At 35.0% G+C, this 15,871-nt stretch carries 12 protein-coding genes; 3 read left to right on the plus strand and 9 right to left on the minus strand.

Annotation, left to right across the window (positions count from 1 at the left end):
• Positions 1-21: 21 nt before the first annotated feature.
• Positions 22-462 carry a thioredoxin family protein gene (locus tag P177_RS13450; RefSeq protein WP_036155543.1) on the minus strand — a complete coding sequence of 147 codons (441 nt, stop codon included), beginning with the start codon at positions 460-462 and terminating at the stop codon, positions 22-24.
• A 415-nt stretch (positions 463-877) separates the two neighbouring features.
• Between P177_RS13450 and pta the strand changes: the two genes are divergently transcribed.
• Positions 878-2,971, plus strand: coding sequence for a phosphate acetyltransferase (gene pta, locus P177_RS13455; RefSeq protein WP_036155545.1), 2,094 nt, complete (start codon positions 878-880; stop codon positions 2,969-2,971).
• A 10-nt stretch (positions 2,972-2,981) separates the two neighbouring features.
• A complete protein-coding gene (locus tag P177_RS13460; protein WP_036155547.1) occupies positions 2,982-4,166 on the plus strand; it encodes an acetate/propionate family kinase in 1,185 nt (394 codons plus the stop codon).
• A 115-nt stretch (positions 4,167-4,281) separates the two neighbouring features.
• On the opposite strand, the gene P177_RS13465 is transcribed toward P177_RS13460, so the two are convergent.
• Positions 4,282-6,078 (minus strand): ribonucleoside-diphosphate reductase subunit alpha, encoded by a 1,797-nt coding sequence (locus tag P177_RS13465; protein WP_036155549.1) that lies wholly within the window; start codon positions 6,076-6,078, stop codon positions 4,282-4,284.
• Positions 6,079-7,353: a ribonucleotide-diphosphate reductase subunit beta gene (locus P177_RS13470; RefSeq protein WP_036155550.1), complete on the minus strand. Its 1,275-nt coding sequence runs from the start codon at positions 7,351-7,353 to the stop codon at positions 6,079-6,081.
• A 1,030-nt stretch (positions 7,354-8,383) separates the two neighbouring features.
• On the opposite strand from P177_RS13470, the gene P177_RS13475 reads away from it, so the two are divergent.
• Complete coding sequence (locus P177_RS13475; RefSeq protein WP_036155553.1) at positions 8,384-8,743, plus strand: hypothetical protein; 360 nt, start codon at positions 8,384-8,386, stop codon at positions 8,741-8,743.
• A 2-nt stretch (positions 8,744-8,745) separates the two neighbouring features.
• Here the strand turns inward: P177_RS13475 and P177_RS13480 are convergent, their stop codons facing one another.
• The 6 genes from P177_RS13480 to P177_RS13505 are packed head-to-tail and all read right to left on the minus strand — an operon-like array spanning position 8,746 to position 15,634.
• Entirely contained in the window at positions 8,746-9,384 is a 639-nt protein-coding gene (locus tag P177_RS13480; RefSeq protein ID WP_157486568.1) for a Pycsar system effector family protein, read from the minus strand.
• A 12-nt stretch (positions 9,385-9,396) separates the two neighbouring features.
• The gene (locus P177_RS13485; RefSeq protein ID WP_036155555.1) at positions 9,397-10,635 is read right to left on the minus strand and encodes a cation:proton antiporter; all 1,239 of its coding nucleotides are present in this window, start codon (positions 10,633-10,635) and stop codon (positions 9,397-9,399) included.
• Positions 10,636-10,645: 10 nt separating this feature from the next.
• Positions 10,646-12,595 (minus strand): thiamine pyrophosphate-dependent enzyme, encoded by a 1,950-nt coding sequence (locus P177_RS13490; RefSeq protein WP_036155557.1) that lies wholly within the window; start codon positions 12,593-12,595, stop codon positions 10,646-10,648.
• Positions 12,596-12,613: 18 nt separating this feature from the next.
• Positions 12,614-13,270, minus strand: coding sequence for an NAD(P)H-hydrate epimerase (locus P177_RS13495; protein WP_036155559.1), 657 nt, complete (start codon positions 13,268-13,270; stop codon positions 12,614-12,616).
• A 2-nt stretch (positions 13,271-13,272) separates the two neighbouring features.
• Positions 13,273-14,007 (minus strand): hypothetical protein, encoded by a 735-nt coding sequence (locus P177_RS19465; RefSeq protein ID WP_051941842.1) that lies wholly within the window; start codon positions 14,005-14,007, stop codon positions 13,273-13,275.
• 13 nt (positions 14,008-14,020) lie between these two features.
• Positions 14,021-15,634 carry a glutamate synthase-related protein gene (locus P177_RS13505; protein ID WP_036155562.1) on the minus strand — a complete coding sequence of 538 codons (1,614 nt, stop codon included), beginning with the start codon at positions 15,632-15,634 and terminating at the stop codon, positions 14,021-14,023.
• Positions 15,635-15,871 lie beyond the last annotated feature (237 nt).

A 15,871-nucleotide genomic window follows, 5' to 3' on the forward strand; every position in this document is an offset into this window, starting at 1 on the left:
ATGAGCGTTAGTTTCTTCAATCTATTTTATGAATGAATTCAATTCTTCTATATACTCTTTGGGTGTCAGTTTCTTGTAACTGGTTTCACCATAAACTTCACCATTGGCGTTCATAACCACAACAAAGGGAAAAATCCCCTGTCTGTTATAATTTTCAGCCAATACCTTATTTTTATTCAATTGCTCCTCTGGCAGCGCATTCTTTTTTCTACGAGGAAAATCTGCCTGTAACATTACATAATGCTCTTTTGCATATTCTTTAAACTCATTTGTAGACCATATTGCCCTATCTAATTTAATACAAGGTGCACACCAATCTGAACCTTGAAAAACTAGTATTATTGGCAGATCATTAGTTTCGGCAAGCTCTTTAGCTGTTGTAAAATCCGTATTCCAGTCTTGAGCTAAAACTGAACCTGCCCCAGAAATCAACATCATTATTAGAACTAAATATTGCTTCATAGTCTTTAATATTTAATCAATACACCATAAGAAACTATAACCAACAAATTTGTTTGAAAATAGTTATTAAAATAATTTACACACTAATAGCTAAACGTACCATTTACTAAAAATTGTGCTAGTGCAAAGGCACTGTTCATCTAAATTAAAAATACAATGATTACATAGATAAAAACAAGATATATTAATTATGATCACAATATATATTTGCTATACTTAGAAATATGACTAAAGTCATCTTTAAAAATGACTTCGTACTATACTTTTGAACCTAAAAAATAGAGTTCTACACTATATTCATGCAGATTCTGTATAGAATATTAGAAACTTTAAAAGAAAATGTCAGATTTTAACTTAGATGTTCCTTACCCTTAAATATTCCTATAAATTTGTCAAACACTAATCCTTTTTACACGTGAGTAAAGCTATATATATTGTTACTACAGAACCCAATAGTGGAAAATCTATTGTCTCATTAGGCCTAATGCAACTTCTTTTAGGTAGAACTGCCAAAGTAGGCTATTTCAGACCTATTATTGACGATGTCCCCAATGGCAAAACCGATAACCACATTGATACTGTTCTAAGCTACTTTAATGTAGATATGAAATCAGAAGAAGCTTATGCATACACGCGTAGCCAAGTCGTTCAATTAAAAAACCAGGATAAAGACGACGAAATTGTAGGGCATATTATACACAAGTATAAAACCATTGAAAACAAGTTCGATTTCGTTTTAGTTGAAGGAACTGATTTTTCTGGAGAAGGTGCAATTATTGAGTGGGATATAAACGTGCTTATCGCTAAAAATTTAGGCATACCAGCCGTGATTCTAGCAAGCGGAAAAAATAAAACCTTAAATGAATTGGTCGGTAATCTTTACATGGCTTACGACTCTTTTAAAGAGAAAGGTGTAGATGTACTGTTAATCGTTGCCAATAAAGTACAACCCGAAAATGTCACTATTGTTTCTGAAGGATTAAAAGAAAAATTACCCGATGATGTTTTAGTAGGCACCATACCTGTTAACTCTATTTTAGGTAGCCCAACATTAAAAGAAATTGCCCAAGAATTAGATGCCAAAGTTCTTTTTGGTAAAGATCATATAAATAACCAGGCAGGTAGTTTTAGTGTGGGTGCCATGCAATTACGTAACTACATCACCCATTTAAAAGATGATAGTTTGGTTATTACACCTGGTGATCGTGCAGATATTATTTTGGGTGCGCTACAGGCTAACATTTCAAGTAATTATCCTAGCTTGTCCGGTATTGTTTTAACCGGAGGTCTATTGCCGGAAGAATCCATTATAAAGTTGATAGAAGGTCTTTCTGACATCATTCCCATTCTATCGGTTGCAAGGGGTACGTTCTATGTCACCAACAAAATAGGTACCATTAGACCACGTATTTACGCTGAAAACACTGAAAAAATACAGACATCCATACAAGAATTCGAGAAACATGTACCTACCAAAGAATTGGCTGAACGGTTAATTACTTTCAAGGCTAAGGGTATAACTCCTAGAATGTTTCAGTATAACCTTCTTCAAAAAGCAAAATCTTCTAAAAAACATATTGTTCTGCCAGAAGGTACAGATGAACGAATTTTAATGGCAACAAAAATGTTAATAGATGCCGATGCCGTTACTATTACTCTTTTGGGAAATAGAGAACAGATTATCTCAAAAATTACAGATCTAGATATTGATTTGGACATCAATACTATCGACATTATCGACCCAACGACATCTGATCAGTTTTTAGAATACGCCACTACCCTTTTTGAATTGCGTAAGCATAAGAATGTAAACTTGGCAATGGCTAAAGATTTAATGGAGGATGTCTCATATTTTGGCACTATGATGGTTCATAAAGGACATGCCGATGGTATGGTTTCTGGCGCAGTACATACCACGCAACACACTATTAGACCGGCTCTTCAATTTATAAAGACCAAACCAGGAGTTTCTATTGTGTCTTCTATATTTTTCATGTGCCTACCCAATAGAGTGACCGTTTTTGGAGATTGCGCCATTAATCCTAATCCTAATTCTGAACAATTATCTGAAATAGCCATTTCATCTGCCGCTACAAGTGCCGCATTTGGAATAGAACCAAAAGTAGCCATGCTTTCTTATTCTTCAGGTGCTTCTGGCGTTGGTGAAGATGTGGACAGAGTTAGAAAAGCAACTGAAATCATTAAAGAAAAAAGACCCGATTTAAAGGTTGAAGGTCCTATACAATATGATGCGGCGGTAGATGCTAAAGTAGGACTAAGTAAATTGCCAGATTCTGAGGTAGCAGGGCAAGCTAGCGTTTTTATATTTCCTGACTTGAATACGGGCAACAACACCTACAAGGCTGTACAAAGAGAAACTGGTGCCTTAGCTATTGGACCAATGTTACAAGGTCTAAATAAACCTGTTAATGACTTAAGTCGCGGTTGTACCGTTGATGATATTTTTAATACTGTAATAATTACTGCAATTCAAGCAGAAGGATTCTAAAACCATTTTTATGAAAATTCTAATTATCAATTCTGGTAGTTCTTCTATAAAATATCAACTTTTAGAAATGCCTTCGGCTAAAATAATATGTCTAGGCACTATAGAACGTATTGCCAGTACCGAAGCAATTTCTACCTATAAAACGGATACACATAAGGTTGAAAAAACCTATGAAATTGCAACTCACAAAGCTGGTCTAGAACGAATTACTTCGCTTTTACTTGATGCCGAAATGGGCGTTATCAATAGTACAGAAGACATTGACGCCATTGGTCATCGTGTGGTACATGGTGGTAAAGATTATGTTGACACTACTTTAATCAATGAAGAGGTTAAGAAGAAAATCAAATCGCTCTTTCCTCTAGCCCCTTTACACAATCCTGCGAATTTAGAAGGTATTCTCATGGCGGAAGAAATATTTGAATCTGCTAAACAAATCGTTGTTTTTGATACTGCCTTTCATGGTACGTTACCAATAAAAGCTAAAAAATATGCCGTTCCTAATGTTTTGTTCAATGAAAAAAGAATACAAGCCTATGGATTTCATGGCACTAGTCATAAATATGTATCTGAAAAGGCGAATGAATATTTAGGCAATCAAAATACCAAGTTGATTTCCATTCATTTGGGAAATGGTTGTAGCATTACCGCTATTAAAGATGGAAAAAGTGTAGATCATAGTATGGGGTTTGCACCCTCTAACGGACTTGTAATGGGTACACGAAGTGGTGATATTGACCACGCTATCATCTTCTATATGGTAAAAACACTTGGTTATGAGTTAGATGAAGTAAGCGAACTTTTAAACAAGGAGAGCGGAATGCTGGGGCTTACCGGATATAATGATTTACGAGATATAGAAGAGGAAGCGGGTAAAGGAAATAAAGATTGTATCATAGCCCTTGAAATGAATGCCTACCGTATTAAAAAATACATAGGTGCCTACACCGCCTCTATGAACGGGTTAGATGCCATTATTTTCACTGCTGGTATAGGAGAAAACTCTAGTTTAATGCGTCAACTGGTCTGTAAGGATATGGAGTATTTTAATTTTCATTTAGATGATTCAAAAAATGAATTAAGATCAAAAAACACTAGAGAAATAAATACAACTAATTCTAAGGTTAAAATATTAGTCATACCAACTAATGAAGAATTAGAAATTGCAAAACAGGTATATGCTCTTCTTAACTAGGTCTTTATAAAGTTAATGTCGTCAACAATAATCTAAAAAAAGTCTGGTGTTTAAAACAAACATTGTTTAAAACACCAGACTTACAATTTAAATTCTATTCTTAGAATGTCAAGGCTTATGCCTCACAACTAGCACAATCTTTCTTTTGCTTGAATTTTTGAGCCGCGTTCATACTATGTTGGTAGTACAATGACTTCAATCCTAATTTCCATGCAGTTACGTGAATCTTATTGATTTCTTTAACCGGCATATCTGGGTGAACAATAATATTCACTGACTGCCCTTGATCAATATGATTTTGTCTGTTCGCTGCCTGATAGATAATATCCATCTGGTCAATTTCAGAATACGTTTTAAATACATCTTTCTCTAAGTCTGAAAGGAAATCTAAATGCTGAACAGATCCGTCAAAATCACGAATACTATGCCATACTGCTGTAGTATTCATTCCTTTTTCCTCTAAAAGCTCTACCAAGAAAGGATTTCTAATAGTAGTTTTTACTTTGGCAATATCCTTTACATATGTATTAGACCATATTGGTTCAATACCTTGTGATACTTGACCTAAAATAAAAGCAGAAGATGTTGTTGGTGCAATTGCATTCAAGGTTGCATTTCTTCTACCGTATCCTTTTAATACTTCTGGCTCACCAAATTTTTCGGCTAGCTCTGCAGAAGCGCTGTATGATTTATCTTTTATTGTTTTGAATATTTCACTATTCAAATTATATGCTTCTTGACTGTTAAAAGGCAACATTTTAGATTGTAACAATGAATGCCATCCCAACACCCCTAAACCTAAAGCACGGTTATCTTTTGCGAAGTTATAAGCACGCTCCATGAACATGAACGTTTGGCGATCTTCACGACTTTCTGAATCTCTATAAACTTCTAACTTTTCACAGAACTCGGTAATAACAGCATCTAAAAAGAATACCATTGTTTCTACCGCATCCGTATCTTTCCATTTATCATAATGAAGAACGTTTACAGAAGATAATACACATACAAAAGACCACTCATCACTTGATGGCAACATGATTTCCGTACATAGGTTACTTGCATGAATTTTGTGCCCTTTTTCTTTGTACACATCAGAAGCACCATTGTTAGCGTTATCCTTAAAGAAAATGTACGGATACCCCATTTCACCTCTTCTCTGTAATACTTTAGCCCAGATAGAACGCTTTTCATTATCGCCATCTACCATCTCTTGCATCCACTCATTAGTTACGGTAACACCATGAGTAAGCTCTTGAATTGGGTTCCCTTCAGTACCAATTTCCAAAAATTCTTTAATATCTGCATGCTCTACTGGTAAATATGGAGAAAAACGACCACGACGAACAGAACCCTGACTAACAACATCTACCATAGATTCAAAAAGCTGCATAATGTGTACCGCTCCAGAAGCTTTACCATTATTTTTCACCTCTGCTCCTCTATGCCTAATATTACCAAAGTAACCAGATGTACCACCACCTAATTTAGACATCATACCAACTTCTGACTGTGTATACAAAATGTTACCCATGTCATCAGCGATGTTAGAACCAAAACAGCTAATTGGTAATCCTCTTTCTTTACCGAAATTAGACCAAACCGGTGAAGCCAAAGAGTAAAAACCTTCGCTCATATAGCCATAGAACTTGTCTGAAAAACCAGGCATGCCCAATATCTTTTCTGCTCTATCAGCAATTTCACGAATACGAGTTTCCGCAGAAATACCCGGTGATAAGTAACCAGAACCTAAAAAGTTACGGCTATCTTCATTTAACCACTTAAAACCTTGTTCTTTATCTTCTTTTAGGCTTTTAAGCGCTTCTTTCCTAGCCTGTACCAGTTCATTTGAACCATTCAGTTTTACTTCTTCCTGTATGCTAGTCTCTAATTTAATTTTTGAATCGTTCATTTAAAATAAGTCGTCACTGGTTATACTTTGTGTTCTTTTGCTATAGTTGATAGAGCGTTTTACGAAGAAATCGCCATGTTTGGTACCGATTATTTCATCATCGAACCATTCTGTTTGCGACAGTAATTCTTCGTCTACGTCAAATATTTTTTCGATTCCTATACTTTCTATAGAATCGTTAAATCTCTTTTTAATGAATTCCTTCACCAAATTCTTAGGTAAGAAATCTATTTCCCCGGCTTCAAAAATCCAATCTATAATATCACTTTCCGATACAAATGCTTCTTTACACATTTCTTGTACAGACGCATGGAATTCTTTACTGAACCATGTAGGATTTTCGTCCTTAATAATATTTATTATATCAATTCCAAAATCACCGTGAATCTGCTCTTCTTTAGAGGTAGCCTCTACCACGTTTGAAATACCTTTAAACATGTTCTTATGCTTATTAAAAGCCATAATGATCAAGAACTGAGAAAATAAAGACACATGTTCTATAAATAAAGAGAATAATAGCACAGATTCTGCATATTCTTGATTATCCTCACTCTTAGAGTTCTTAAGAGCAGTTTCTAAATAATGAACCCTTTTCATTATAACAGGCTTCTTCTTCAAATTTTTAAACTCTTCGTTCAATCCTAATATTTCTAACAAGTGTGAATAAGCATCATGATGTCTTACCTCACTTTCTGCAAAAGTTGCACCTACAGAACCAATTTCCGGTTTTGGCATTTTTTGATAGATGTCTCCCCAAAAACTTTTTACCGCTACTTCTATTTGAGAAATAGCCAACATGGTATTCTTTATCGCGTTTCTCTCAATATCGTTTAACCCCGTTTTAAAATCTTGAATATCACTCGTGAAATTAAATTCTGTATGGATCCAATATGAATGTCTTATCGCAGATACATATTCATATAATGCAGGGTATTCATATGGCTTAAGATTTACACGTTTTTCAAACACATTTGACTTTCTTCTTTGTGCCTGTTCGTTTCTATAAATAATGTAAGCTTTTGCTACATCAAAGAAACCACCTTCCATTAATTTATTCTCAACAAAATCTTGAACCTCCTCTACTGTAGGAATATAATTGATATCAGCTTGCTTTCTTTCTAAAAGTGCTGAATGAACATTATTAGAGATAGTTTCAGCTTCACTGGGACCTCCATGTTCTACAGCTGTCATAGCCTTTAAAATGGCATTTGTAATCTTGTGTAAATGAAAAGGTTTTGTCGAAAAATCCCTTTTTATGACTTCTGTGATTTCCATGTTAATATAAAGTTAATGTTGTGGGTAATAAGCGAGGTGTAAAGTTCGAAAATTAATCACCTTAATTTTACATTTACCTCCTTAAGCTTTTAACAGGGTTATCAACAATTTGATTTTTAACGCAAATTAACTGGTTAAAATCTCTCTACAAAACAACACACAAAACACTATAAATCAACATATTAAATCAAATTAATTGAATACAAACACAATGTAAACTTAAAGAAACACTTCAGCTAAAACTTTTTTAAATTATTTTTCGCACCTTTTTTCATAAGCTATTTTTTAAAATAATCTACTATATACCTTGATGTAAATTTTTTATTAAAATTCACCATACTTTAAGTAGTTTTAGGTCAATTAAATAGCTAAAATCATATTAACCGAAGCATTATATTTTTTACTTAAACCGCAACTTTGATCACTTCCTCAAATTCACCCTTTTTCTGATTATTTTACCTTTTGCACCACCAAAACTTTCAGATTGCACTTCTAAGTAAATAATGCCGTTTTTTGTAGGAATTTTTGAAATATAGAAATCTTGTGCCGGAGTTTTCCCTAACCATACTTTTTCATTTTTAGCATTTACATAGTACAAATTATGATGTATTTTTTCAGAATTAGAAGTAAAATGAACATATACTTCAGTACCATTTTAATGAGGAAAAGTTTGAACTTTAAATGTAAATGTTGATGGCTTAGTTTCTTTTGTAGATATCAGCGATAATTCACTATTAGATAACTGGTAATATACTTCTAACCAAATGTGTCCTTTTGTTTTTGTAACTATTATAAATTTTACATTTTTAATTAAAGGAATATCAGCATCTTCATTTCCTTCAAATAATAAACTACTACCAGTATAACTATCATCAAAATTAATTGAAGCTTTTACTTTGATTGTTTATTCTTAAAATTGCCATGTTGATAATATATGTTGTATACTAAGTTTATGCCATTCATTTTGTAAACAGAATCAGAAAATAAATCCATTTAATATTTAATACTTTTGAAAAAGGAAACAGCATATATGACCATTGAAGATTTAGTTGGAGAATATCAAATCTTAGGAAGTAACCAAGATGCCGAACAGCATTCTTACAAAGGAAAACTGATTTTGTCTTTAGATGATAATACCAGAATAGCTGCCATATGGACTATAGGCACTAATCAACAACAAACAGGCACTGGATTTTTTAAAAACAATATTCTAGTTATAAACTTTAGATACATTGGCGAAGACCGTAATATTTACAAAGGTGTTGCTGTTTACCAATGTATTTCTAAAGATATTTTAGACGGATTTTGGTCCGAGAAACATGGAAATCCACTTTATTTAGGAGAAGAGCGTTGTTTTAGAATTAAAACGAACGCCGTACCATTAAATTAAGATTACATAGCAAACATGATATGGCAAGCTATAAAGCCTACCACTGCCAAAATAATACCTACTAAGAAAACATGAAAAGAAGTTCTAAGTAGTTTAAACTTTCTATCAATTGTCTTACCTAAATGAAACGTATCTCTTGCAATGGTCTTATAAAGTTCGTCTCCTTTGTACATTAGACCTGTAAGTTCTTCTGTGTACTCTTCCTCATTCATAGTATTAAAATTACCATAGAACAAAAGGTTATTGGTGCTTCTATCTCCATGGGTAAGTTCTGGTCTAGTGGCAAATACTGCATATGCTATAGATATGAGATTAGTTCCCAACATTATAATTGCCGGATATATAAGATGTGGATCTTTATCTAACTGACTTAATACGGTTCCCAGGATTATTGATAAAATAAGTGCGTTGATGGAAATAAGAATATTGGATTTTCTATCGATCATTGCGTTCAAAGTATACTGATTTTTAGATACCAAACGAAACAAAGTTTCTGCACCACGTTCTGAACGAGGTTCAACTTTTGATAGTTTCTTCTTCAGTTCTTTTAACTTCTCTTTATCGATACCCAATTCGGTAATCAATTGTTTATCAATCGCTTTTTCTTGCTTTTTTAATTCTTTTTCTGATTCTTCCATCATCAAATACTTTTACTAGCTATATATTTTCTTTGCCACTTTACCAATACTTAATCCTTGAGCAAGAATCGATAACAATACAACAACGTAAGTTATGTAAAGTATTATTTCTGCGGAAAGGTCTTCTGACAAACTAAGTGCCAACGCTATAGATATACCGCCGCGTAAGCCTCCCCAAGTTAAAATAGCTACTGTTTTTATAGGTTTACTTTCTTCATGTTTAAGTAAGCTATACGGTAATAATACAGATATAAATCGAGCAAAAAGCACCACGAATATAGACAAGAAGCCTAATGTTAGATATAACGAATCAAATTTTAGCAGGTGTATTGACAACCCTATTAGAACGAACAGAATAGCATTAAATACATCATCTAGAACTTCCCAAATTTCATTCAGCATCTTTCGGGTTATTCCTTTATTTGAAGCAATATTAATTTTATTTCCAATGACCATACCCGAAACTACCATAGCCAACGGTCCGGATACATGAAGTAACGAAGCTATTGCATAACCACCTATGACAATGGCTAAACTTATTAAAACCGCTAATTGCGGATTTTCATTAATAGATTTAATAACTCTATATCCTATATAACCTAAAATCAAACCGTAAACAATTCCACCAACGGCTTCCATTAAAAATAGCTCGCCAATTGCACTACTTACGGATTCATTGCTATTTTCATCTAATCGTGCTACAATTAACAAACCAGAAAACACTACAACACCAATACCGTCATTAAACAAAGATTCACCTTCAATTTTTACTCCCAAACTTTTCTGAATATTTGCCTTTTTCAAAATTGACATTACCGCTATAGGGTCTGTTGGTGAAATTAATGCTCCAAAAAGCAAAGCATGTATAAGAGGTAATTCTATACTTAAAAATTGAGCAAGATAATAGGTTAAAAATCCGACTATTGTAGTAGAAATAAGTACTCCGAACGTTGCAAACAATAATATGGATTTACGCTCTTTTTTTAGGTCATCGATATTAACATGTAAAGATCCAGCAAAAAGCAAGAAACTCAACATACCGTCCATTAACAGACTTCTAAAATCTGTATTGATTACCACATCGCAGAAGTAAAGATAAAATGCAGGAAATATATTTTGAGTCAATGTAATTAAAATGACCGTTGACAAAGCTAAAATCATTAACCCAATGGTTGATGGCAACTTTAACCACTTATAGTTGACGTAACTAAAAAAGGCGGCAATTAAGAATATGATACTAAATGATTGAAACATGTTTTCTTATTTAAATCAAACTAGCGTCAGTGATTATTTCCAGTAATGCCGGACCATCATGTGCTTTTAGTTTTTCTAAAGCAGGTATTAATTCTTCTATTTTGGTAACTCTAATACCAAGTGCCCCACAATTCTCTGCATACTTTGAAAAATTAGCATTGTGTAAAGAAGTTTTCCAAACATCTAATTCAGCCGCTTTTTGCTCCTTTGAAATTTTACCGATTTCCGAGTTGTTTAAAAGCACATGCTTAATGTTCATATTGTATTTCACCAAAGTCATCATCTCACCTAAATACTGACCAAAGCCACCATCACCTGAGACCGACCAAATAGGTCTTTCGTTGCCTTGAGCAGCCCAAGCGCCCATTGCCGCAGGCAATGCAAAACCTATAGAACCCAAGTAACCCGACATTAATACAGATTGATTTTTAGGTTCAAAATAACGACCAAAAGAATAGGTGTTGTTACCAACATCTACGGCAATAACCGCATTGTCTGGTACTACTTTGTTCATTGCATCAAATACTGCAATTGAACTTAGACCAACTGTACTTTCATCTTGCAGCCTACTTGCTTTTTCCTCCTGCCATATCTCCCATCGTTTAGCAATTTCTGGACGTCTATCTACCGTATTTATTTTTCCTTCGGTTTGTCCTTCTATAATGGTCAAGGTTTCAGAAATCTCTCCCCATAGCGCAGCATCAACTTTATGAAATTTACTTAAAGCTGCTGGGTCATAATCTACCTGTATAATAGGTTTTTTAGGCGTAATACCTGTATGATTAGAAAACGATGCTCCAAAAACAATCAATAAATCACTTTCGTTCATAAACCATGAAGCTATGGGCGTTCCGCTTCTTCCTAATACTCCACAACCTAATTCATGATGGTCAGAAATTTGTCCTTTTCCTTTAAAGGTGGTGATTACCGGACAGTTTAATTTTTCTGCAAATGCGATTATAGCATTCATTTGAAAACGAGCGCCATGCCCTACGATTATTGCAGGCTGTTCAGATTCTGTAATCATACCTACTGCTTTCGCTACCATTTGTCTTGGTGGTGAAATATTAAAAGGTGTAATTCTATCTTCTGGAGTCTGTGCTTTTTCATTCTCTGGCTTTGGCATAAAGGCCACCTCATCTGGGAAAGTAATATGAGATACATCTCTATTTATTAATGCGCTTTTAATCGCCAAGCTCATTAATTCACTATGCTTAGAGTTTTGTTGTACACTATGGTTAAAATTGGCTACGGTTTGAAAAGCACCTACCAAATCTACTTCTTGAAAAGCACCTGTTCCCAATACTTGTGTATTTACCTGACCAGAAAGTGCCAACATTGGTGAACGGTCAACCTTAGCATCCCACATACCTGTGAACATATTGGTAGAACCCGGACCTGCAATACCAAAGCAAACTGCGGGTTTCCCCATTAGTTTACCATAAGCAGATGCCGCAAATGCTGCAGCTCCTTCATGACGTATTCCAAAAAACCTGAAATTTCCTTTTTCTTCTTGACGCATCATAGCATCGGCAACCCCTAGGTTTGAGTGACCAACCATACCAAAACCGGTATCAACACCCCAATTTACCATGGTTTCTATCATGACATCAGAAATCGTTTCTGCGTGTTTCTCTTCCTCTTCAATACCCACAAAAATTTCATCGCCCTCTTCCTTTGTTGGAAAAGTTTCAATACCATCATCATAACCACCTGGCGGCACACCGGTACAAGGGTCAAAATCCCAACCGTGCCACGGGCAACGTAACAATCCGTTTTCAATAGAACCTTCGCCTAGAGGTCCACCTTGGTGTGGACACTTATTATCTAAAGCAGAAAATTTGCCTTTAAAATGTGTTAAGCAAATACCTTTATGAGCAGCAGTAACGGTCATTACACGACCTTCTGCCAATCTCTTTTTACTATCTAACACTTTATGCCACACTACTTTCTTTTCCATGGGTCGGTTTTTTTCCGGTTATTTAATTTTTATCAATTGGTATTCTTTAAAATCAGGCATTTGAATATTGAAATGCTCATAAACCGATTTTGGTATTCCCAAATCAGCCATAAATACTTCTACTCCGCTTGGTAATTTTTCCAAAAGATTTTTAGGAGCTGCCAATGTCATTACTTGGTTCGCTTTAAACCCTGATAATTCACCATCTTTAGAAATACCAACGGGAATGTCCAATGATATTCTAAATGCCGTTGATGCGTTTGCTAATGCAATACTTTTTACAAATGCATCTGACAACGGTAATCTTTGAGAGAATCCTAAATAGGCATCTACCCAAATATCCGTTGTTTCTGGAATACCATCTTTAGCTCCAAACAACAACGCTCTTTCTAATTGTGCTTTTGGCAGGTCTTTGGTAATAGGAACTACCAAATCTAAATTCACATTAAACCCCCAAGCAGCAAGTCTGCGAGCAGCTACTAAACCGCCGCCGCCATTGTTTCCATTACCAACGCCAATAGTGATAACAGAGGTCTCATTTGCCTTTTTGGCGATTAATCTTGCTAGTTGAAGCCCCGCATTTTCCATCATCAATTCAATGGACAGATTGAATTTTTCAACCGCCCAATAATCCATCTCTTTAAAGGCTTCTAATGAAAGACTGGTCACCTGCATATTTACTTTTTATAGATATTGATAGCTTCCGTGAAAAACTGTACCGCTTGTTCTTCTTTAATTTTTGTAGCAGGTAAAACTGCTCCTTTAAATCCGTCGTTTTTCCATTCACCTAATGAAAGAGCATCAAACTTAGATGTATCTAAACCGTTATGACCTTTGTATCCGCTGATATAAAAATAGTGTTCATTGATCATGGTATCAGGTACAGCTAAACCAAAGCCTATAGACAAATCATCAGAAATAATAACGTAAGCACCTGAATCAAAATGATGGGGCCAAATACGAATGTCCGATTCCAAACCATTTACCTCAAGCGTTTTTTCTAGACCTGACTGCGTTAAAGTTCTCAAATCTGCTAGCTCTTTTAACTTTGCTACATCTAGCTTAAATGTGAAAGAATCATCAATTGAATACGGTAGGTCGTAATGAAAATCATAGGTATATGTCTTACCCAAAAATATATTCGCAGAATTCGTTAACCACTCCAATACTTGTTTATGGGTTTTACCTTCTAAAGCCAAAGAAGCATTGTTCTTAGGGGAATTCCATTCTAAAGAAAAGTTATTATAGTTTAAAGCAAGAACGTCCCCATCTGTTGATAACGGGTGTGTTTCTAAACGTTGCTTATCAGTTGACCAGCCAAGATTGGTATGACTATCATCTGCTTTCTTCTCTACAAAACTTATTCCTGCTGCAGCCAAATATTGTGCCGCTAAATGCATCATTTTATCCATCTTTATATTTTTTTTAAGCGTTAACACCGCCGTAATTAATTCCTGTTAAACGATGCATGTCATGATTAAAAGTAGATAGGTCATCAAAATTGAATTTTGAGATATCATCATGACCACAAGCTCTAGCAATGACCTTGATAAGATTATTTGTGGCATCAAAATAGTTATGTAATTGTTTTGCTGAAGAATCAATAATCAACCTACTACGCAATGATTCTTTTTGCGTTGCAATACCCACAGGGCAGTTATTACTACCACAAGCACGCATTCCCAAACAACCAATTGCCTGTAAAGCCGAATTAGAGACGGCAATAGCATCTGCACCTAACATAAGGGCTTTACCAAAATCTTCAGCAACTCTTAAACCTCCGGTAATAACCAAGGTTACATCTGTGGCACCTACTTTATCTAAATATTTTCTTGCTCTGGCCAAAGCAGGAATTGTAGGTACATTGATATTATCTCTTAATATGGTTGGTGCAGAACCTGTTCCCCCACCTCTACCATCTAAAATTATATAATCTACACCCACATCTAATGCAAACTGAATATCTTTTTCTATGTGACTTGCAGCAATTTTAAACCCTACCGGTATACCACCTGTACGTTCTCTTACCTGAGCTGCGAAAGATTTGAAGTCATCTACACCATAAAAATCTGGAAAAGTGGCTGGTGAAATTGCCGTCTCGCCTTCTTTTAAACCTCTTACCTCTGCAATTTCCTTACTTACTTTAGCACCTGGCAAATGACCTCCCGTACCTGTTTTTGCTCCTTGTCCGCCTTTAAAATGAAATGCCTGTACATTATCTAACTTATCCCAAGTAAAACCGAATTTTGCCGAAGCCAATTCGTAAAAATACTTGCTATTATTTTCTTGTTCTTGAGGTAACATACCGCCTTCTCCTGAACAAATACCCGTACCAGCCAGTTCTGCTCCTTTAGACAACGCTATTTTTGCTTCGCGTGACAAAGCACCAAAACTCATATCACTCACAAAAAGGGGAATATCTAAATGTAAAGGCTTTTTAGCCTTTGGCCCAATTACCACCTTTGTAGCCACCTCATCTTCATCTAGCAACGGTCTACTTGCCAATTGGGCAGGCAAAAATTGAATATCGCTCCATTTTGGTAACGTATTTCTATCTACACCCATGGAAGCCGAAAAACCGTGATGCCCTAAATTTTTAAGTCCGTTAGTAGCTAATTCCTTTATATACCCTGTATATGGTTCTGTTTCTTCAGGATGTGTATCTGCGTAAGCTCCCAAATAAGCATCTCTATTAAAAGGTTGCGGACTGTCTACTAAATAAGCATCTATCTCTTCTTCATCTACAAATAGACTACCTCTCTCTATTTTAGTAGTAAACTTATGTAATACCTCAGCATTATTATATTCAGAAACCCCGGTATCTACTCTATAATCCCAACCGTGGACACCGCAAATAAGGTTATGACCATCTACATGACCGTCTGACATTAATGCCCCTCTATGCAGACATCTACCGTACAATACAGAAATATCATCATCAAATTTTACGATTACTAAATCCAAACCATTGACTAATGCGTGTTCTGGTTTTTTATTTTCTAAAGTGTCTACTTGAGCAATTGCAATTGGTTTTTTCATGAGTTTTTCTAATTGTTGATTATTAAAGTCGAAGAGGCAAAATAAGCACTTGTACTGCATGAGCTTATTAACATAAGGCTATGCACGAAAATAACGCTCATTATTACTTAAGCAATTTTTTCAACTAATTCGCTTCTCTCTTTACTCTCTTTTTATTTTTTTAGTCTGATGTTTTTAACGCTTTTACAACATTATATTTTGTAACTTTTTTCTTACATTTTAACAAACGCAGAAACT

This window comes from Maribacter forsetii DSM 18668, assembly GCF_000744105.1.
Taxonomy (GTDB): Bacteria; Bacteroidota; Bacteroidia; order Flavobacteriales; family Flavobacteriaceae; genus Maribacter; species Maribacter forsetii.